At 58.1% G+C, this 19,268-nt stretch carries 21 protein-coding genes; 12 read left to right on the top strand and 9 right to left on the bottom strand.

Going from position 1 to position 19,268, the window contains the following annotated elements; translation table 11 throughout:
- Window positions 1-643: 643 nt before the first annotated feature.
- The 11 genes from UP10_RS38590 (at window position 644) to UP10_RS43675 (ending at window position 10,999) form a co-directional block, all read left to right on the top strand.
- Window positions 644-1,186 carry a hypothetical protein gene (locus UP10_RS38590; RefSeq protein ID WP_044592405.1) on the top strand — a complete coding sequence of 181 codons (543 nt, stop codon included), beginning with the start codon at window positions 644-646 and terminating at the stop codon, window positions 1,184-1,186.
- A gap of 135 nt (window positions 1,187-1,321) precedes the next feature.
- Window positions 1,322-1,594, top strand: a complete 273-nt coding sequence (locus UP10_RS38585; protein ID WP_044592404.1) for a PilZ domain-containing protein — start codon at window positions 1,322-1,324, stop codon at window positions 1,592-1,594.
- A 74-nt stretch (window positions 1,595-1,668) separates the two neighbouring features.
- Window positions 1,669-1,791, top strand: a complete 123-nt coding sequence (locus UP10_RS46440) for a hypothetical protein (RefSeq protein ID WP_283807717.1) — start codon at window positions 1,669-1,671, stop codon at window positions 1,789-1,791.
- 312 nt (window positions 1,792-2,103) lie between these two features.
- On the top strand, window positions 2,104-2,532 hold the full coding sequence (locus tag UP10_RS38575) for a hypothetical protein (RefSeq protein WP_044592402.1): 429 nt from the start codon (window positions 2,104-2,106) through the stop codon (window positions 2,530-2,532).
- Window positions 2,533-4,588: 2,056 nt separating this feature from the next.
- Window positions 4,589-6,490, top strand: a complete 1,902-nt coding sequence (locus UP10_RS45580) for a coiled-coil domain-containing protein (RefSeq protein ID WP_197087012.1) — start codon at window positions 4,589-4,591, stop codon at window positions 6,488-6,490.
- Window positions 6,491-6,561: 71 nt separating this feature from the next.
- Entirely contained in the window at window positions 6,562-7,590 is a 1,029-nt protein-coding gene (locus UP10_RS38560; RefSeq protein ID WP_156180701.1) for a TAXI family TRAP transporter solute-binding subunit, read from the top strand.
- 17 nt (window positions 7,591-7,607) lie between these two features.
- A complete protein-coding gene (locus UP10_RS38555) occupies window positions 7,608-8,123 on the top strand; it encodes a hypothetical protein (protein ID WP_156180699.1) in 516 nt (171 codons plus the stop codon).
- A gap of 35 nt (window positions 8,124-8,158) precedes the next feature.
- The gene (locus UP10_RS38550; protein ID WP_044592399.1) at window positions 8,159-8,656 is read left to right on the top strand and encodes a DsrE family protein; all 498 of its coding nucleotides are present in this window, start codon (window positions 8,159-8,161) and stop codon (window positions 8,654-8,656) included.
- A gap of 83 nt (window positions 8,657-8,739) precedes the next feature.
- Complete coding sequence (locus UP10_RS38545; protein WP_197087011.1) at window positions 8,740-9,261, top strand: oxygen-binding di-iron domain-containing protein; 522 nt, start codon at window positions 8,740-8,742, stop codon at window positions 9,259-9,261.
- Window positions 9,262-9,860: 599 nt separating this feature from the next.
- Window positions 9,861-10,340 carry a reverse transcriptase family protein gene (locus UP10_RS46195; RefSeq protein WP_245322174.1) on the top strand — a complete coding sequence of 160 codons (480 nt, stop codon included), beginning with the start codon at window positions 9,861-9,863 and terminating at the stop codon, window positions 10,338-10,340.
- On the top strand, window positions 10,337-10,999 hold the full coding sequence (locus tag UP10_RS43675) for an adenylate/guanylate cyclase domain-containing protein (RefSeq protein ID WP_245322173.1): 663 nt from the start codon (window positions 10,337-10,339) through the stop codon (window positions 10,997-10,999). Before UP10_RS46195 ends, UP10_RS43675 begins: the two co-directional genes overlap by 4 nt.
- Before the next feature lie 115 nt (window positions 11,000-11,114).
- Here the strand turns inward: UP10_RS43675 and cysK are convergent, their stop codons facing one another.
- From cysK to UP10_RS43650, 5 genes are all read right to left on the bottom strand, one after another.
- On the bottom strand, window positions 11,115-12,164 hold the full coding sequence (cysK, locus tag UP10_RS38530; protein ID WP_044592398.1) for a cysteine synthase A: 1,050 nt from the start codon (window positions 12,162-12,164) through the stop codon (window positions 11,115-11,117).
- Window positions 12,165-12,243: 79 nt separating this feature from the next.
- The gene (locus tag UP10_RS44935) at window positions 12,244-12,582 is read right to left on the bottom strand and encodes a hypothetical protein (protein ID WP_156180697.1); all 339 of its coding nucleotides are present in this window, start codon (window positions 12,580-12,582) and stop codon (window positions 12,244-12,246) included.
- A 215-nt stretch (window positions 12,583-12,797) separates the two neighbouring features.
- Window positions 12,798-13,040, bottom strand: a complete 243-nt coding sequence (locus UP10_RS43665) for a PilZ domain-containing protein (protein WP_082077513.1) — start codon at window positions 13,038-13,040, stop codon at window positions 12,798-12,800.
- 631 nt (window positions 13,041-13,671) lie between these two features.
- The gene (locus tag UP10_RS44930) at window positions 13,672-13,854 is read right to left on the bottom strand and encodes a hypothetical protein (protein WP_156180695.1); all 183 of its coding nucleotides are present in this window, start codon (window positions 13,852-13,854) and stop codon (window positions 13,672-13,674) included.
- 350 nt (window positions 13,855-14,204) lie between these two features.
- Window positions 14,205-14,537: a hypothetical protein gene (locus UP10_RS43650; protein WP_156180693.1), complete on the bottom strand. Its 333-nt coding sequence runs from the start codon at window positions 14,535-14,537 to the stop codon at window positions 14,205-14,207.
- A gap of 12 nt (window positions 14,538-14,549) precedes the next feature.
- Between UP10_RS43650 and UP10_RS38510 the strand changes: the two genes are divergently transcribed.
- A complete protein-coding gene (locus UP10_RS38510) occupies window positions 14,550-15,269 on the top strand; it encodes a tyrosine-type recombinase/integrase (RefSeq protein ID WP_050044031.1) in 720 nt (239 codons plus the stop codon).
- Window positions 15,270-15,735: 466 nt separating this feature from the next.
- On the opposite strand, the gene UP10_RS44925 is transcribed toward UP10_RS38510, so the two are convergent.
- The 4 genes from UP10_RS44925 to UP10_RS45575 all read right to left on the bottom strand — a co-directional run bounded on the left by UP10_RS44925 (window position 15,736) and on the right by UP10_RS45575 (window position 18,768).
- Complete coding sequence (locus UP10_RS44925) at window positions 15,736-15,897, bottom strand: hypothetical protein (protein WP_156180691.1); 162 nt, start codon at window positions 15,895-15,897, stop codon at window positions 15,736-15,738.
- 297 nt (window positions 15,898-16,194) lie between these two features.
- Complete coding sequence (locus tag UP10_RS38505; protein WP_044592394.1) at window positions 16,195-16,458, bottom strand: hypothetical protein; 264 nt, start codon at window positions 16,456-16,458, stop codon at window positions 16,195-16,197.
- A gap of 957 nt (window positions 16,459-17,415) precedes the next feature.
- On the bottom strand, window positions 17,416-17,718 hold the full coding sequence (locus tag UP10_RS44920; protein ID WP_156180689.1) for a hypothetical protein: 303 nt from the start codon (window positions 17,716-17,718) through the stop codon (window positions 17,416-17,418).
- Window positions 17,719-18,615: 897 nt separating this feature from the next.
- Complete coding sequence (locus UP10_RS45575; protein ID WP_197086778.1) at window positions 18,616-18,768, bottom strand: hypothetical protein; 153 nt, start codon at window positions 18,766-18,768, stop codon at window positions 18,616-18,618.
- Between the last annotated feature and the right edge of the window lie 500 nt (window positions 18,769-19,268).

The raw sequence follows: 19,268 nt of genomic DNA, 5'->3' as shown, positions 1-19,268 counted from the left end.
CCAGCGAGAGGAGGGCGATCCACGTCACTGTCGCGAGTGACCTCGACAAGATGTTGCGCATTTTTCATCGTCCATTTGGCCAACGAAGCCGCCGCGCCGAGTATGTTGGCGCGACGACTTCGCCATGGTGGACCCAGACAGGGGGACAATTGTCCGATGCAGGCAACCGTAGTTGTCGAAGCGCGACATGCAACTGAAGTCGCTAATTAAGCTTGATACTGCGCTTGGCGGTTAATTCTGGAACCGAGGAGCGGCTGCGATCGGAACGATCGCCGTTTGGCGCTGCTCTTGCATGGCCCCTCAAGCCCATCGACCCGGACCGGGTCTGTTTCAGCCTGAGGCAACCGTTATGAGCCAAGCGTTCCACTCTGAAATTACCGGGTCAGTGCAGCTACAGGCGCTACTTGCAGACCTCAACTGGAGAGTTCAACTCATAAGTTCTGATATCGCGGAAGAGGAGCAATTATCCTCAAACCTCGATGAGGTCGGCGCTTTCTGCTCGACGCTAACGGAGCATTTGAGATCGCGTCGCGACAATCTCACACGAACGATCTCTATGTTGGAGAGGCAGTTGGCGGCGATCGATCCCTGGGCACGCGCGGCGTAATCAACATCGGTTTACGAAGATTTGGCGGAAGCCCCAATGGATAAATTGGACGCGGTACGCACTTACAACGGCCGCGCTGCAGTGTTCCCGCGATTTGGGGCGCCCGGATATGTTGTGATCGCCGCCCTAGGCGGCGAAGTAACTATCGAGCATGAAGCATGGATGCAGTTGCCGCTGTGGCGGCCAACGCCGGTCGACGCGCGACGTCAGGTCGTTGACCTTGGTCAGTTGGACCTGAGGGAAGTAGTGCTTAGCGATCAGGAGAAAGCAAAGCACGCCGCTAGTGACGGCGGCGACGGTGACACCGTTCCAGAAACTGTAGAGCGTGCCGACCAGAACGGTGTATCGAGCTTTTTCTGCTTTTGGGGCATTCGTTATTCGTTCAACGGCGCTTCGGAGCGAAGCATCGCTACCGTAAAAAACTTCGATAAACGCTTCGTAACCATTGGCCTCCCGCGCGGGCCGACGCCATCGAAATCGAAAGCTTTCCCAACTTGGGAGACCTTAGCCGCGCCCCGTCGTCCCGTTCTTCCTCTCCGGACGCACGGCTTCGTAAGCCGCGGTGCGCAATCGACTTAAGCTTGATGACGAGCGCCGCGGCTAAATCGGGAACTCAGTTCGTGCGAAGCCTGAGCGCACGCTGTTAGCAAACTCGCAATCAATACCGGGCACGATCGAGCGAAGCTGCCCTTCTGCTCAGTCGACGGACCAGAAATGATCGTCCTTTCCGACAGGCGCAAGTCCGCGCGACGCAAAGTGCTCGATACGGCGCTGGTTAGGTTCGGCGACCTTTCGATGTCCTGCGCTCTGCGAGACGTCTCCGAAACCGGAGCGGCCATTCAGGTGGCTGCGCAATCAGAAGTGCCGGATGAATTCAGGTTGATAGTGCCGCGCGGTAAGACAGTCCTCTGTCGCGCGATCTGGCGCCAAGGCGCTTGGATTGGCGTGTCGTTCGTCGGGTCCAAGATCGTGCCTGGCTTGGAATGACCAGGGAACAGGCGCAGCGACTGGCAAAGGGCGATCGCGTTCGTTGGATCGGAGACGATGAAGCAACGGGTCTCGTGAGCGAGATCAATCGCTTCGGGGTTGAGATCAAATGGTCGGACGGCCTCACGACGCGGCCGTTCTTCAACGATACGAAGAAGATCGAGTTGATCGATCAGGACAACAACCGGCTTTCTTGAGACGTTGGGAGACGTCCGACGGGACTTCTCTGACACGGTCCTTCTCAGCCTGCAAAATCTGGTTCGCTGATCGGTCGTTCAGTTTCGAAGGCTCTTGGGCTAAACGATCCCTTCACTAATGCTGTCTAAGCTTGCGTTGCTTAGTCCTGAAAGTTCTTAAGTCGGACGCCTTCGCCGCGTTGAGTTTGGCGATGGCGTGCATTTTTTTACATAGTTCGAATGGTTTCCCGCGGGGGTCTAGTACGTTGACCGCCGATTAACCGTCCCGGCGCATTATCGAAGTGCGTCCAGCGCGGATCGGGAGCACTGCAGGTGAGCTTCCAACTGACCGTTCTGAAAGTGCTGGCCGGCCGGGCGGGCGGGCGGGCTACGCTCGCCGATGTCAGGCAGGCTGTCGCTATCCTTATGACGAGCGGTAAGGATTGGTCCGAGCGGATGAAGCGCCTGGCTGAACACGCACCGGGCTTGAACATTTTCGCCGCGCAGTTCGTTGTTCGCGATCCGGATGGCTGGGAAATCACGCCAGCGGGTAGGGCATTTCTAACTGAGATCGAAACGGCGGTCGCGGTTCGAACAGAACCTCCGCACCAACCCGTAGTCGATGAGCTAGGACCGGAGGCGATCGAAGCTGTCGCTGAGATTGCTCCGTTCGAGCCGCTGCCTGCCCCGGAGAGGCCGCGCGAGCGTGGGCGCCGGCGCCGCCGCGGCCTGAAAGGATGGCTGGGCCGGCGCCGGGCGTAAATCGCGCAGGCTGACGCGCTCGAAATCAAAGCCCAAGCAAAACGCCGGCGCGCCGATGAATACGGCGCGACGCAGGAACTGGGCGAGGCAGCGACCCGGCAGAACACCCCGCGCGATCGACGGACCATTTGTCAGGTAGAAAAATGGTTGCCACGCTGACGGACCTTGGTATTTCCGGCGGCCAAATTCAAGAAGTCCGCCAGATCAGGACGCGAAAAAGCGTGACCCGGGCATTGTTCGATGTACCGTCGATGCTTGCGGTCGAACGTGGCCGCGTCAGTTAAACGAGAGCCATTTAATGTCGCAGTCAGCACTACAGCGATTGCAGTGGGCGGGCTGCCCAAATGTGCTGGTAAGCTACCAATCCTGTGCCTCGTTGCTCCATTGGATGGTTGCGTTACAGACGATATCGTCCGAACAGACGGGCGTTGAACGCGCGGTCAGTTGCTCCTGCCGGCTTGGGACTTCTGCAAGCAAGTTGAACGGATTGATCAGTATCGTTCGCCGCACGCTGTTTCCCACCTTCTTTGATTTTGCGGCGAGTTACATCAACTGCGATCTTCCGAAAGTCTCACTGTTCGTTGTGCAGTGCGCTGCTCCACGGTTGTCGCTTTTCGCCCGCGCTGGATCGGCAGTGCGCGGGCGTCAGCCGGCATCGCGGCGTGCGCGTCAAGTTCGGCGCCCTTATCCAGCGACGTCCCGGCGACGCGGTCTAGATCGGCGCCTAGCATCTTGGCGCGGGTCGCGTCGCGCTGGATTGATCGTTCTGGCTTTCCGGTCTTAGCGGCCGTGTCGGAAGTAAAAGACGCCAAATTGGCGTCTTTTCCGCGGCGTCCGGTGCCGCCGTGCGTCGTTTCCGGATGAACCGCTTCATAGGCAGCCTTCCGCTTAGCGATCAGCTTCGCCCGCTGCGCGGGCAGCTTGGGCCGGCTCGTTGGCCCATAGGCCCGCCTTCTGCTCAGAGTTCAGAGAGTGAACGGGATAGCGCTGCAAAAGACCTTCGTCTACAGCGCAGGAAATCCACGAGGTCCGGCAGACTAGCCGATAGGATCGGCTTTTAAACCGGTATAGCCTTCTGTTCTTTCGACAAGACCGCTCCTATCGCTAACGCACAAAATTTGGCCCAAAACATCGTTCACCGTTAGGCGCCATCCGACAGGGGAAGTCCGCGCGGGCATGGTGAGCCTTGGTGTATGTCGTCCGGCAACGTCGTGCACCAAGGCTCTCTCTTAAAGAAAGTCCCGGAGCCTGGAGAGTTCGACAATGTGCTCCGGTGACAAAATGGACGTTACGATTGATGCCTGAGGCTTCGTATGGATCTCGTAGAGGTGGCGCGCCTTCTCAGGCTTAGCCATGAATGCCCGAATGCATTCATCTAGCGTGCCTTCTGTAATCGAGTACGGCGGCCGATCTTCTCGGCGTTCATTTGCGAAAGAGGGCCATTTGAAAAGGCCGGCGGTGGCGCTAAAGTCCACCTGCGGAGCGTCGTCAGACATTTCTTTAATTGCTACCCATAAAAAACGAGTCGGCTATGAATTGGGGGAGCATTGCGCAACCCAACCCTTCAAGCAAGCGCTACTCTCCGATCCCCTTGTTGAAGTCGACGACCTCGCTCCATCGCGCCGCATGTCGATGAGCAGGAATCGTCGCCGAGGATGCGTCGCGCGGTCATCAAAAGAACAGCCATCGCTGTCGCACTCGCCAGTAGTCGGAATAAGGGCGCGAGGGGCTCCTTTGGTCGCGAGAGAATGCGATCGATTAAACACCAGATAGTCCGACGGCATCTTTCAGCAAGTTTATTGAAGGCGAATAAGCACTAGGTACGTTGAGAACCCGTTGTTCCCGTTTTGGAACCTCGAGATTTAAATCGGTTGAAAGGAGAAACGAGTTAGCTTAACTTACTTGTACAATTTTTTTGATACGGCTGTGGGCTCGATTTTCTTGGCAGCACTACTCCGCACAGTGCTTGGGATTCACGACAAGGCCAAAATACAGCTTTTTTGACTATAGATGATACGACCGAAAATAAGCCGCTTAAAATAGGCGTGCTTTTTCTATGCGCTATTCAATTGATACCGCGCCGAAAGATGGAGAGTTTGTCATCGTCGTAGATGATGCCAGCGGGCGCTTTGATGTTGTTCAGTGGTTGGCGGCCTCTCAAGAATGGGTCCGAGAAGACGGTGAACCGAGCAACGTTCGTGCTTCCCACTGGAATCCAATTTCGAACGGAAAATATGACTTGGTGGTGAAACAGGAAGCCGGATGTTCGCTTTCGGCTCCCCCAACGCCCTCTGTGCCACCGAAGACCCAGGGCCTCCTTGCACCTTTTTCCGTCTTAACAATCGTTCCGGCAGTCGGAACGCCAGATGAGGCTGAGCCACTGGTAGCTACTCCAACGAGCGGCGAGCGGGGCGAGCGCCGGAAATTTACAACTTCGATAGCGGTCGGCTTGATCGCAATGGCGATTTTCGGATTGTACCGTCACAACGAGGTCGCCGCCTTTTTTACGAGATACCCAGACCTTCCGAATGCAGTCAGGGAGAAGGTTCCGCTGGCGAGCCGGGAACTGCGCAAGTCCGGCCTATCGGCGCCTCAGCCACAAGATGAGTCCAATCCGACCAACGCCGCCGACGCCGCGCAACTCCAGCAGGTCACAGAAACACCGGATATGAAAGCGCGACAAACGTCGAAGAACGATGAGCGCTTAAATTTGTTGACGAACGAGCTTGCCGAGGCGCGGCGCACCATGGACGGAGCCAATCTCCAGGTGCGAGCAGAACTCGCTAAGGTGCAATCGCTCGAGCAAGAGCGCGACCAAACTGCTGCCCTTTTGAAGCAGTCCGCCGCAGCGCAGCAACAGCTGGCGGCAACCGCCGATCAATCTCGCAGTGCGCTCATAGCGGAACAGGCGCGCGTCGCAGCGCTGACGGACGAGCTGGCGGCCGTGCGCCGCGACCTCGAGTCGAAGACTGCGGAGACGAGTAAGGCGAACGACGATGTGAAACAGCTCAAGCAGATGGCCGAAACCGAGGCAGCGGAGCTGCGGCAATCCTTGCAGCGCGACAAGACCACCGCCGCAGCGCAGCAACAGCTGGCGGCAACCGCCGAGCAGTTTCGCAGCGCGCTCGAAGCGGAGCAGGCGCGTGGCGCCGCGCTGATGGACGAGCTGGCGGCCGTGCGCCGCGACCTCGAGTCGAAGACTGCGGAGACGAGTAAGGCGAACGACGATGTGAAACAGCTCAAGCAGATGGCCGAAGCCGAGGCAGCGGAGCTGCGGCAATCCTTGCAGCAGGAGCGCGACAAAACAACCGCCGTAGGGCCGCAACAGCAGACGTCAACCGCCGAGCAGTTTCGCAGCGCGCTCGAAGCGGAGCAGGCGCGTGGCGCCGCGCTGACGGACGAGCTGGCGGCCCTGCGCCGCGACCTCGAGTCGAAGACTGCGGACACGAGTAAGGCGAACAACGATATGAAACAGCTCAAGCAGATGGCCGAAGCCGAGGCAGCGGAGCTGCGGCAATCCTTGCAGCAAGAACGTGACAATGCGTCCGCCCTGGCGCGTGATCTTAATACCACGCGGCGCGAACTTGCGGCTCGCACGGGATCCGATCGCTTGACGAGTAGCCAGGGCGTTCAGGCGAAGCCGATTACGGATCTTGCCGCGGCGGAATCGCAAGAGGTGCAAGAAAGTCCGGAAGCGACGAAGCTGCTCGCGCGAGCCAGGGCGCTTCTGACCCAGGGGGATATCGGCGCGGCCCGGATCGTGCTCGAGCGCGCTGTCGAGGCAGGTAGCGCCAGGGCCAGCTTTGCATTAGCGGAGACGTATGATCCTAACATTCTTACTAGCTGGGGAACGTACGGGACTCGCGGCGATGCGTCGAAAGCCGACGAACTCTACGCGAAGGCGACGGCTGGCGGCGTTCGCGAAGCGAAGAGTCGAAGCGACGCGCTGCGTAAGTGACATCATCTATATGCACTTGCCAGCGGGGCGCCAACGGCGGGAATAAAAGGGTTTTATTCAGGGGTATTTCAATGAATACGCTTTTTAGAACCAATTTCTGGAAGCTGGTTTCTGCATTGGCGGTTGTCATATCGATCGTATTACCGGGCGACGTTGATGCGCAGACGCAAGGCGGGCGCGCGGCACGTAGCGCTTCTCCGTCGGTGGTGCAAAAGGCGGCAATGAACGCATGGACCGTCGGTCTTGCTGGCGGCCAGCTCGAGGGTGCGCCTATCCGTTTTGCTGCCGAGATCGCTCGCGCCGTTGACGACGGACAGAACCTGCTCGTCCTACCTATCGTAACGAGGGGTCCCGTTGAAAATATGAACGCGCTCCTCAATCTACGTGGCGTGGATATGGCGATAGTCAATTCCGACGCACTTGAGGAATACAAGATACAGGCGCCGGACATTCAGAAACGCATCGTCTATCTTCTGAACCTGTTCCCGTCAGAGCTGCATATCTTCGTTCGTCCAGAGATTCAAAGCCTGAAGGATCTCGCCGGCAAGAAGGTCAATTTCAATACCCTCGGCACAGCTGCCGCCTATTCGGGACCACTAATCTTCAGTCGATTGGGCCTTGACGTTGAAAAAACGTTTATTCCGCATCAGGTTGCGCTGGAACAGATGCGCAAGGGCGAGATCGCCGCCGTGGTATTCATCACGTCAAAGCCAGTTGACGCTTTCGTTCGGGGGCGCTGGGATCCTGGCTTCAAGTTCTTGCCGGTGGCGTACGAAAGCAAGTTCGAGGACTACTATCTTCCGACGGTGCTGGAGGCGAGCGATTATCCCAACCTGATCAAGCAAGGCGAACGAATACCGACAATCGCAGTTCCGACGGTGCTGCTTTCCTTCAATTGGCCAGCAAATTCGAACCGTTATCAACGAGTCGCCCGTCTCGTAGATTACCTGTTTTCCCGAATTGATCGATTACAGGGACCGGGCTTCGACCCGAAATGGAAGTCGATCAATCTGGCCGCGACGGTCCCCGGACTGGTACGATCCTCCTCGGCGCAAGCATGGCTCGATCGTCAGGCTCGTGCAAAACAAGTATCGCAATGAGGACGGTTGCCATAACTATGTTCGTAGCGATTTCGTTTGCGAGCGAAATTGCTCCGGCTCAGGATATCCAGCGCTCGCCGCCAGCGATTGGTAATTGGGTGATTAGTGAGACGACTTCGCCTGTCGATTATTCGCCCGTCGTCGTTGTTGTCGCCCGGTCCCGTGAAGGCGAACCCGGCTCCGAGATGCAGCTCTCCATCGACTGCCGCAAAGGCCAAACCAATCTCGTTGTCACAGGGCAAACCATATCGGGCCCCGGCTCAGATTATGCCATTTCGTACCGTATCAATAGCGACAGGCCGGTGCAGATTGGGGCGAGCGCGACCGGCCTTGGGGCCGGAGCTGTTTTACAAGTTGATGTGATACGCTTGCTGCAGTCACTCCCTGAGGAGGGCGACATTGCCATCCGTCTCGCGCCCCGAACGGGCACGGCGCGCGAGGGTACTTTCTCGCTCGAAGGACTGAAACCAGCGCGTACTAAGCTGGCGGCCGCTTGTAAATGGCCCCAAGCGGTTGCTAAGCCCCGCAACTAGTGTTTCATCATCTAGTTACTGAAGGGAAATTTATAATGTTCGGATTTGCTAACTCTGTTAGAGCCGTGGTGGCGCTCGCTCTTCTCATCGTTACGCCGTGTTTGGCAGCTCAGGAAAAGAAACACCCAACAGCGCCGGCCTTAAAGCGGGATACGTCTGCCGAGAAAGCGCATCGACTTATTCTGCAAGTAAATAGCAACGAGCCGGCGATGATGAATCTCGCGCTCAACAATGCAGTCAACGTCGCACAATACTATCGAGACCGTGGCGAGAAAGTATCGATTGAGGTCATTACGTTCGGTCCAGGCCTACATATGCTGCGCGAGGACACCTCGCCGGTAAAGGCACGGATCGAGACGCTCGCGCTGAGCACACCAGAGATCTCCTTCAAGGCTTGCAGCAACACTCAGGAAAATATGCGAAAGGCTGAAAATAAAGACATTCCGCTAATTCCGCAGGCGCAACTCGTGAAGTCCGGCATCGTACGCGTCATGGAGTTGCAGGAGCAGGGCTGGTCATATGTGAAACCGTAATGTCGCCATCTGAGGTTGCGCTAACCCAACACCTTCCGAAAGCGGGCGAACCTTTGCCCCAAGCGCAAGGTGGGGCGGGGTTCATGTTCAATCATTTCTTGATCTTTGGTGACGAACCTATGCTTTTCCACTGCGGCCTGCGGAGGATGTTTCCGCTGGTCTCGGAAGCAGTCGATAGGATTATCCCTATCCAAAAGTTGCGCTGGCTGGGCTTCGGTCACTTCGAGGCTGACGAGTGCGGTTCGATGAATGAATGGCTTGCCGCTTCCCATCATGCCGAGGTGATGCACGACGCGGTCGGATGCCGAGTGTCCGTTGGAGATATGGCGGATCGTCCACCACGTGTGCTTGCCGATCGCGAGACTGTCGATCTGGGTGGCAAACGAGGTCGTTATATTGATACCCCCCATGTCCCGCACGGATGGGACGCTGGCGTCGTGTTCGAAGAAACCACTGGCACCCTTTTGTGCGGCGACCTCTTTACGAGGCTTGGTGGCGGTCCGCCTCTAACCGGGAGCGACATCGTCGGCCCGGCGATGGAGGCTGAGGATTTCTTTGCCCTGACAAGCCTCGGCCCCACGACCGGACCCAACATAAGAAGCTGACGGAGTTAAGACCAACCACGCTTGCTCTTATGCACGGATCGGCTTTTCAGGGGGACACAGTCGGGGCACTTGACGCACTTGCAGATCGTTTTGAAGCGCGTCTTCGAGCGGCGATGACACGTTGAAGCCCTTGTTATCGTCCGTTGTTGGCGTGCGCCGTGCAAAGGCGACGCTTTCCAGTGGGTGCAAGCCCACCCGGCAATCGCTCCAGCCGGAAGCAATCGGAGCAGTCATGGAGGTAACGAAGTGGCTGAAGCCTTCGATTAGCGTGTCACGAATTGGTGACAGCGCGAGTGTGCAGGCTGCAACGCGAGTGAACGCTGAGCAAGCCCCGAAAAGGATGATGTGTAGGCCGACCCGACTGCCATGTCCATTTGCTACACCGGGATAGTGGCGGCGGCATGTACACAAGGAAAGCGCACGCAACACGGGAAGCCCCATGGCGTGGTCAGCGATGACCAACCGAACGCTCGCGAGGGACAGGTCGGGCGCCTTGGGGTGGCGGAGAGGTTCGCAGTACCGCTGAAGCCGGGTAACGCCGGGGGAGGGAAGGGACCTCAGTTCAAGACAGACGCAACAAGTAGTGAGGGATTTGGAGATTGGGCAACCTATCAACTCCGAAAACTGTTCAGAAACTGCAGAAGGCGTTGCACGCGAAAGCGAAGGCAGAAGCCGGCTATCGGTGTTATGCCCTGTACGACAAGATTAGCCGCGAGGACATTCTGGCCCATGCTTATGCCCAGTGCCGCTCCAACAAGGGCGCACCTGGTGTGGATGGTCAGGACTTCGCGGACATTGAGGCGTACGGGGTGCAACGGTGGCTTGGCGAACTGGCGCTTGCGCTCCGGGAGGAGAGCTACCAACCGGATCCTATCAGAAGAGTGTTTATCCCGAAGGCCAACGGCAAACTCAGGCCATTGGGCATCTCGACCGTGCGGGATCGGGTCTGCATGACGGCAGCGATGCTGGTGCTGGAACCGATCTTCGAAGCCGACCTTCCACCAGAGCAGTATGCCTACCGTCCCGGGCGCAATGCCCAACAGGCGGTGGTCGAGGTGGAGGCGATTGCGAACAATTGATTTCGGATATCGAGGAATTTGTGACCGGCGAACGATCTGAATTCGCAGAAGAAACGGATCGCGTGCTGGCCACGGTTCTATTCACGGACATTGTGAACTCCACCACGCGAGCGATCGATATGGGAGACCGACGCTGGCGCGAGCTGCTTGACTCGCACGATCGCTTGGCAAAGCAAACGGTCGAACGGCATCGTGGCAGGCTCGTGAAAAGCACGGGGGACGGCATTCTGGCGACATTCGACGGCCCCGGCCGAGGGGTTCGCTGCGCGCTCGCGCTTGGTGCGGCGGCGCGGCAGATCGGGCTACCCCTACGCGCCGGACTGCACACCGGCGAGATCGAGGTGCGCGGTGATCACGTAGGCGGAATTGCAGTTCACGTCGCTGCGCGCGTAATGGGACAGTCAGGCGCTGATCAAGTACTAGTGTCGCGTGTCGTCACCGATCTGGTCGCTGGGACCGAACTCAAGTTTGCGGAGCGCGGCTTGTTCGCGCTGAAGGGAATCCCAGGATTCCTGGGATTTGTTCGCTGCGTTCCGACAACCGAACGGTCTCGAGCCCCAAACAGGCCTGATGGAGAAGACCTGTCATCCGAATCTGGCCCATCACGCCAGTTAGTGCGTCGCAGCGGCACGTCCGGAGTTGAGGAGAGACCGGAGTGATCGGCCGAGGTGCAAACCGCGCGAATGACCCATCTCAGAAGTCAGCCATGCGGCGGACCGACCGAACTCGAACGCTGCGCCTTTCGCTTTCAGGCGAGTCGCCAGTGATAACCGCTCAAGGATTGAGTTGTGCGCCTGGCGTAGAGCGAGAAATTTTGAGTTCTTCCTCGTTCATGTCTGCCGATACGTCGGCGAATAGGGGCGTACTTAGATAGCGTTCGCCGGTGTCGGGAAGCATGCAGAGAATGTTTGCTCCTTTGTCCGCCTCGGCGGCAACCTTCAGCGCCCCTGCAAAGGTCCCACCCGACGTGATGCCAACAAAGATGCCCTCCTTGGTGGCGAGGTCCTTGCTGCAGCGAATCGCGTCGGGGCCGGAGATCGGCAGGACACGATCGATGACCTTCATTGCAACCGCATCGTCGGTGAGTTTGGGGATGAAATCAGGCGTCCAGCCCTGCATGGGATGGGGCTTAAACGTCGGATGCGGTGCGGCTGGCGTCCCGTCCAGGTTTCGCTCTTGCTTGATATGACTGTTCAACAATTGTGCATCTTCCGGTTCGCAAACGACGATCTTCGTTTCGGGACTCTCCTTGGCAAGCACCCGCGCGACGCCCTTCAGTGTTCCGCCAGTTCCATAGCCCGTAACCCAATAATCCAGCCTTTCCCCGGAGAAATCGTCGAGGATCTCACGGGCCGTCGTGCGTGAATGAATATCGGGATTGGCCTCATTCTCGAACTGCCGGGTCATGAACCAGCCATGTGCCTTGGCAAGCTCGATGGTCTTGTTGATCATGCCCACAGCGCGCTCAGCGGCGGGAGTTACGATGACCTTCGCTCCAAGGAAACGCATTAGCTTGCGCCGCTCGACGCTAAACGGCTCCGCCATGGTGATTACAAGCGGGTATCCCTTTGCTGCGCAAACCATCGCAAGACCGATTCCGGTATTTCCACTCGTCGCCTCTATCACCGTCTGGCCAGGCTTAAGCTCTCCTGACTTTTCGGCCGCCTCGATTACTCCCAAAGCCAATCGGTCTTTCACCGAACCAAGAGGGTTGAAGGCTTCAATTTTTACAAAGAGGTTCACGCCTTGCGGCGCCAGACGATTGATCCGCACGACCGGCGTATTGCCAATCGTTTCAAGGACATTCTGGTATTTCCGTCCCATGCCAGTCCTCCAATAATGCGTTCTGCGACGATAATGTCGTGCGTCCGGTGGCCACGGGCAGTGTCCGCCGGCGAATGGCCTATTCTCGGTCATTGTACCCGGCGGAACCAGCGTCTATGCTTTGGAAGGCCAAAATAAACTGCTCCAACCCGGAGGACCTTTGGCCGGCGAGCGCGTGGAACGGCGACTTGCGGTTGTGCTGGCGGCGGATGTCGCCGGCTACAGCCGCCCGATGGGTCGCGACGAAGAACGCACGCTCGCGAACTTGAAGTCGTTCCGAAAGACGCTTGTTGATCCCGCAATCGCGGCCCATCGCGGCCGAGAACGAAATGAATTGTTCGGCATCCACCGACAAAGCTTTAGAGATGATGCACGGCGCCGTGCACCGTGCGATCGCAGACGATGCCGACGCGATCAAACGCGGTGATCCGCCGCCATGTAAGACGAAAGACACGAAAGATTGGCACACTCACGCCCAAGCTCTCGAAGACGAGATGGCACGTCGGAACGTGCCATTCATACCGCACGATTTTAGGATGACACGGGCACGGCGCTCGACGTTACCAGCCGAGCGACCGTTATTATGCCGAAGCGTTACGGTTCTTGCTGGATATGCCTGGGAAATCCGCACCGTTAAGTTGCCGCCACAAACGCCACCCCGATACGATCTTTGCTGCGCCAGACAACGGTGTATGTTCGCCGAAGCTCGCCTTTAATCAAGACGAAGTTGTCCGGAATACCTACGGGTGAAGCGACTACAAGTGCTGCGCCGGTATCGGAGAAATTGCGCACAACGCAGTCGATCACGCTGCCGCCGAATGTAATAGAGCCGGCTTTTAGTGTTCGGCGTCTCGCACCGCGACGTCTTTCGTTCATGTCAAAGACACGATAAAGTCAATTGGTCAACGAACCGATCAACCGAATAAGTGCTTGCTGCTCAGGCCCCATCCGGCCGTGGGCGAGGAAGTCGGAAATCTCGATCGTTTCGGAAGAGCCGCCTGAAGAGAGGTTGGCTTGATGGATGACATGCACCCTCCCGTCATCGGTCCGATAGAGCGACCAGCGGTCACCATTCGAACTTAGATATATCTCCCGTTGGCTTGGCATGGATGGCGCCTTTTCACCGATAAAGGAGCGCTAAAAGGTCACTCCATCATGATAACCGTCGATCGAGCATTCTTCCACCGCGACTGGTCGAAGCTACGGATCGACCGGATGCCGTCGAGCATCATGTTCGACCAAGTCTCAGCGAAGTAATTGGAAAGAAAAAGAACACGATTGGTGCCTCGCGGGTTAGAGCTCGATTTCCAATTCCGCTGTGACGTAGCAAATGCGAAGAGCGCTGGTTGTTCCAAAAGATTAAGCTCTGATTTTAGGCAGATGTCATGGCAGTCGGGGAGGGATGGCTCAACAGCGAATACGCGATGAATTCAAAGGCCACGGCCATCTGAGGCCGGGGAGAGCCGGCCTCATGTACCGATCGCGAGCCGCATCGCTCCGAAAGCGGCTAAGCGTGCAACGGCAACGTCACTCGAGCTTCATAGGGCATGCCAAACCACAGGACGGGCACAACGAAACCGGCAACGCCGGCCGCCACGTTCTGGGCTGTCTTGAGGCCCTTGTCAGAGGCGAGTTGCTTGACCTTTTCATTGTTGGCCTGAACCTCCGCAAGGATCGCGGTGCAATCCATGTAGCGATCCGTCGGTTGCACGATAGCAAACCGGCGCCGGCGCACGTCCGGCGCAGCCGGCAAGTATTAGCTGGCCCGGTCTCAATTGTGCGCATCGACAAGACCAGCGGTGGCGTGACGTGGCTGCAAAAGGGGGCTGCGATTAGACCCGGCTCGAGCCAGCCACGCGCGATCGCGAGCTCGAGGCCGGCGCCATACTCCGCCGCGGTCGCCTTGTCCTCGAACAGGAAGGGCCCGTTGATCTTCAATGTATATCCTGCCGTCCTGGATCGGCTCGAAGGCGCGGGCGTGCTCCATCAAGCGGCGCGCGGCTTTCTCGGGGTCGGCATAGGGGCGGTCGGTAGCGTACTTCATACGTCTGTTCCCATTTTCGGGGGATCGAAATTCGGCCGGACGTCTGCGCCGCGCTTACCGCAGGCAGCGCAGACAAAGCGCGACTCGATGTCGGAAAGTCTCACGTCATCCGGCCAGCGGTCGGCCGTGAGTGCAATCGAGTGGCTGCACCGGTGGTCCGTGCAGTAGACCGGGACGCCGAGCACGCCCATTGAGCGCACCGGCCAAAAGGCCTGAGCCAGTGGCGCTGTGGACATGCCGCTGCGCTTGGACAACGCAAAGAGCGTTGCCCACATGCCCACAGGAGCAGCAAAAACAAGTCCTTCGAGCCGCGATTCAAGATTGACCACGCGGTTTCGACGATGCCAGAAATCAAAAAGCCAGAACGCCTCGCGCCCCGGGCGACATCAAATCGGAATGGAGGGCGAGATCATCTCGGAATCCTGGGCAAGATCAAATCGGTACACCCGGGCGAGATCATCGGAATCCGCACTCTGATTGGCGTTAGGCTGGCGAAGGTGAAGAAGTCCGGCGGCTTTCACACATGGTCTGAAGGCGAAATCGCGCAGTATAAGGCGCGGCATCCATCCAGAACAAAGGCGAGACTAGCTCTCGAGCTACTGCTCAGCACCGGCCACGCCCGCAGTGACATCACACGCATGGGCAGCCAACACGTGAAGAACGGCAAGCTCTCGATGCGGCGGCAGAAGACGAATGTTCAGTTCGATATCTCGTTGTTGCCTGATCTTGTCACTGAGCTAGCCTTGCACGCGAGCGCCGGCTCAAACATTCAGCCGCTCACTTTCTTGGTAACTGAAACCGGCAAGCCGTTCACTGCGGCTGGATTTGGTAATTGGTTCGCCGATCGCTGCGTTGAAGCCGGCGTACCCGGCCGGGCTCACGGCCTTCGCAAGGCCTCCGCAGTCCGACATGCCCTAAACGGTACCACAGCGTTCGAACTGATGGCATGGTATGGTTGGAAGACGATCAACGAAGCACAACGATACGTCGAAGAAGCAAACCGCATCAAGCTAGCCGAAAGCGCTGGAGCGAAGGTCATAGCTCACCTGTTGATCCGGTGAGCCAAATCAAGCCGCAAGTTAGGGCGCGCCGGCGCCGCCGCAAGTGCAGGCGTGCGGCCCGGTCCATGGCTGGTCCTGGTGGTTCTCGCAGACTTAACCAGTACCCTCGCAGAGGATGCAGGGCGTGGTCATGACGAGAACATCCACACTGCAGCTTGAAACACCGCCCAAAAAATAGCGATAGTCCAGCCGATCATGGCTGTCACGCTTAAGAGGATCCAAGCAATCTTGACCACATAGGCTCCTTCGCGCGGCCCCCTCAAAAACCTCCCCGACCCAGTGAAACTTGAAGGTGGGACCGCCCGAAAGTTCGGAAAAGCAGACGGTCCCTACCAGCCACTTCCAATTGCCCCTTGCCGTTCAACAGGAGCTATAGCCGGCACTTCAATTACGGGGTGTCGGCCCGACTGGTTTCGGGATGTTTCTCATTTGGTGCACTGCCCAATCCGGCAGGTGCAATGCACGGTCACGCCAGCGACCTCATTTGCTGGAACAGTTCTTTGACCTCTGTCACCCGCAGCTTCGTGCCGTTGGGCATGTGGTCCAAGAGCATGTGACGCGCGCCGACCGCGATCTCGCCCCGGCGGTTATCGTCCTGTGCGGCGTGATAAGCCCGCATGTCGGCCACGAACTGCCGTGCGGCCGCGGGCGGGGATCTCGAGGGGCTTTCTCCGTATGGGCATAAGCCTCAGATAGATATCTGGGGCGGGCTTTGCGAATCGGCCGCGCCGTAGTCCGGGTGCAAGCAACAATGCGAAAAGCGAAAACCCCGCCTTGGGGGGAGCGGGGTTTTCTAGTGGGCTTGAAGCAGTAGTGGTTGACGACCTGCCGCTTCAATCATCAGTCAACCGAATTGGTAAAAGGTTCAAAAGAGAAACCCCGTAGGCTGGTGCGGAACAAAACTCCGTATCTCTGCGGAATGGCGTCAGGCGAATAGGTCCTTTCCGGGCTGCATCATCCCCACATAGGTCCCGCTCTCGTGATACTCGAGCCAGCAGCGTGCGATCGCGAACTGTAGACCAGCCCAATATTCCGCAGCTGTCGCCTTGTCCCCGAATAGCATCTTGCCGTTGATGATCTCGATGTAGATTCGGCGGTCCTGGATCGGCTCGAAGGCGTTGGCATGCTCCAGAAGACGCCGCGCGGCCTGTTCTGGGTCGGCGTAGGGGCGGGGTTCAGCGTACTTCATCCGTCATTTAGATCCGGCTTTGTCGTCGGCTGCTCTACGGCTTCCGTGGCTCTCATCCGCAATTTTTTCAACTGTCTCGAGTGCACGCCGTCTTGCTGCCGGGTCTTTGATCGAGCGAAACGCCCGTAGGACACGAAATGCGTCCAACGCATCCTTAGACTTCTGTTCCTTGGACAAAACCCTATCCTAACCGTCGGTGCATCCCGTACATTCGCCGCTTGCGTTGGACACTCATTCGCGCGGATTGCGTTTTCGGTCGGATCGCGCGCGCGTCGACGGACAATGCTCGATGCACGGAAACCTTTCGATCTCCAAGAAAACGAAGCATCCTGTTGAGTTCTACGAGTCTCTGTTCAATTTCCCTAACAGACTTAAAAACGCGGGTCGGTCTATTCATCAAAAGCCCCTTTAGAAAGGGGCAGGATGCCATCACTGCACGACGCAGACAACCTAGACATCGGAAGCATTCGAGCGTTCGCGCTGGTGAACGGGGGCGCTGCCGGTTGTGCACGCCTGCAAATGAGCGCAAGAGTCAGCAGACGCCTTTGTTGAAGTTAATCACCTCGCTCCAATCCAGCCGCGTGTCGACCCAACCGACGCGGCCGCAGCCGGTACAGGCGAGGTGCGCGGAGATGTCGTACCAGTCTCAGTCAGGAAGATCGGCCAGCTTCAGCCGGCCGCTGTGGGGGCAGTTGACGCAGTAGACCAGCACCGTCTTGAATTGTTTGCCCGACGCGCCGACGGACTCCCGATCGACGGGGCCGGCCCAGTGGCGGAGGAAACGAGCGGGCTTTCGTCGCAAGGGCATGACGCATGAAAACGCCGCTCGATGCGGCGCGCAAATTATCGATCGGTCGTGGCTCGGAACAGCGGCGAGCTACCGCGCGTCATGGGTGTGGACAAGGGGCGGCCGAGACGAGGACATTCGGTGACCTGGAGGCCAGGGAGAAAGAATGCCTACAGCAACGGGGTGGGATCCACTTCATCCAAATTCACCAGAAAGACCACCCGGCGGTCTCGTGTTGCATTCCGTGCGTCGTCGTAGCGCGCTCTTTCGTCTGCATGAGCCAGGCGTATGCGAAGAATTGAGCAGTCATCGCAGAGAGGTTTGCCGCTCGAATGAAGCGATTTGAGTTTGGCTTGAACCCTCTCGTCGGCAAAGAAAGCCTCGGCCTCGAAATGTTTTTTGGCGGCGATGGCTAGGATTGGCTGGCGGTCAGCTTCGACGACGAAGACTGAACGGGAGAAGGTTTCGCTCACTTTTTTGACTCCCGCCCGGTCTCGACCAGCCGGCCGAACGCGTCTGACCGGGATGTATCGTTAGCCGCGGCCCATGCCTCGACCTTAGCGAAATACGGCAAGCACGGTCGAAATGCGAATGAAGCGCCGCCGCCGCGCCAGCCGCACCGGCTGGCCTCACATGCCAGGCGGTTGCGGGGGTGAAACGACAATGGCGCGGACCTGCGGGCTCCGCGCCTTTATCTTCCCCGTTGCTCCCATGGATTTTGGTTTGAGCGCCCTCCGCTTCATCGTCGCTGTTTGGATCTTTTTTGACTTCAAGGCCCCGGTATTTACGTCTTTCATGAACGTCCCCCCGTCGAACTTCCCGCAGCAGACAATGAGGCGACATTGCAGCGGTGTGGAGTCCAAATCGTGCCCACCGCTGACGAAGCTTTCGAGTGTTGCGAAACTGCGACGCATGCCGGCCGGAGGAACGGGAATTCATGATCCCATCCGGATCCGTTTCCGGCGGCCTGTGGATAGGCTGTGGATGGGCTGTGGATGGGCTGTGCATGACCACAGCATGCCGGATCGGGCGCGCCAACTTCCCCAAGCTGAACCAGCGCCAGCGGCCTCGCCAGAGTCACGGCGGGCCCTCCGACGGGCCCGGTTCACCTCGGCGGAAAAATCCAGCGCTCATATCCAGTTCATTACATCGAGGCCAACGGCGCTCGGCGCTGGTCCTACATGGGCAGACAAGCTTGCCAGAAGCAACGAAACGGCTAAGACGACGCCGCAAATTACAAGAATCTTTAGCGCTTCGTCGGCGGAAGGACCCCGTCCGCGGGAAAGAACGCTTGCGACGGCATTCATTGCGACCTCCAAGTTTCGCCAATGAGGCAAATCTGAGTGTTTGCTGAAAGGGCGTTTTTTCCGTCAAAAAAATCCGGCGCTCAAATCCAGCCCGTAGCTTGCGAAGAGCAGAGACACCAACAAACCGACACCGCAAAAAATGACCAGCGTCTTGAACGTTTCGACATCGCCATCGATGTGCGACACACGGAAGAGGGCTTTTGCGATTGCGGCCATTTTCAACCCCCGGTTCGGCTCCACGAGCGGAGCATCGTAGATGCGACGATAACTCAACCTCTGAGCTGCAAATGTGCACTGGATCAGAGAGCGGGCAAAGCCTACGTCGTGAGACCGCTCTGTGACTGCGGCAAGGCGCGCGCTCGCTCTTGATCGCGGGCCATTCTTTCCTCGCGCCGCCTATGGAAGAACTCCCTCAACCACCTGCCCAAATCAGCGGATCGCCGAAGGTGAGCGTCTTTCAATACCTCTGCTAAATCCGCAAAATGAAGGTCGTCAGACATAGCCGAATCCCCTTTGTCCAATGACAGGAGGTGAGGCCGGTTTGTTTCGGTGCCTGCTTCGTGTGCTACTTTGCAGGCAGCTTCACAGGGACGTGCGGAGAGTTGCTTACCACCCGCGGGCTTCCGTCCGGATAAACATGTCCTTGGGATCTGATAACGGCTTCCAGCAGAACAATGAATTTCTCTGAGAGCATCGGCGTCGCCTCATGATGAGGA

The organism is Bradyrhizobium sp. LTSPM299 (assembly GCF_000938235.1).
Taxonomy (GTDB): domain Bacteria; phylum Pseudomonadota; class Alphaproteobacteria; order Rhizobiales; family Xanthobacteraceae; genus Bradyrhizobium.
This window is presented reverse-complemented; position numbering and strand designations above follow the sequence as displayed.

Bases quoted from the DNA above. Each gene is read 5' to 3' on its own strand.
- UP10_RS38590 (WP_044592405.1), top strand. From the start codon at position 644: ATGGATAAATTGGACGCGGTACGCACTTACAACGGCCGCGCTGCAGTG.
- UP10_RS38585 (WP_044592404.1), top strand. From the start codon at position 1,322: ATGATCGTCCTTTCCGACAGGCGCAAGTCCGCGCGACGCAAAGTGCTC.
- UP10_RS45580 (WP_197087012.1), top strand. From the start codon at position 4,589: ATGCGCTATTCAATTGATACCGCGCCGAAAGATGGAGAGTTTGTCATC.
- UP10_RS38560 (WP_156180701.1), top strand. From the start codon at position 6,562: ATGAATACGCTTTTTAGAACCAATTTCTGGAAGCTGGTTTCTGCATTG.
- UP10_RS38555 (WP_156180699.1), top strand. From the start codon at position 7,608: ATGTTCGTAGCGATTTCGTTTGCGAGCGAAATTGCTCCGGCTCAGGAT.
- UP10_RS38550 (WP_044592399.1), top strand. From the start codon at position 8,159: ATGTTCGGATTTGCTAACTCTGTTAGAGCCGTGGTGGCGCTCGCTCTT.
- UP10_RS38545 (WP_197087011.1), top strand. From the start codon at position 8,740: ATGTTCAATCATTTCTTGATCTTTGGTGACGAACCTATGCTTTTCCAC.
- cysK (WP_044592398.1), bottom strand. From the start codon at position 12,164: ATGGGACGGAAATACCAGAATGTCCTTGAAACGATTGGCAATACGCCG.
- UP10_RS43665 (WP_082077513.1), bottom strand. From the start codon at position 13,040: ATGAACGAAAGACGTCGCGGTGCGAGACGCCGAACACTAAAAGCCGGC.
- UP10_RS44930 (WP_156180695.1), bottom strand. From the start codon at position 13,854: ATGGATTGCACCGCGATCCTTGCGGAGGTTCAGGCCAACAATGAAAAG.
- UP10_RS38510 (WP_050044031.1), top strand. From the start codon at position 14,550: ATGCCAGAAATCAAAAAGCCAGAACGCCTCGCGCCCCGGGCGACATCA.
- UP10_RS38505 (WP_044592394.1), bottom strand. From the start codon at position 16,458: ATGAAGTACGCTGAACCCCGCCCCTACGCCGACCCAGAACAGGCCGCG.
- UP10_RS45575 (WP_197086778.1), bottom strand. From the start codon at position 18,768: ATGGCCGCAATCGCAAAAGCCCTCTTCCGTGTGTCGCACATCGATGGC.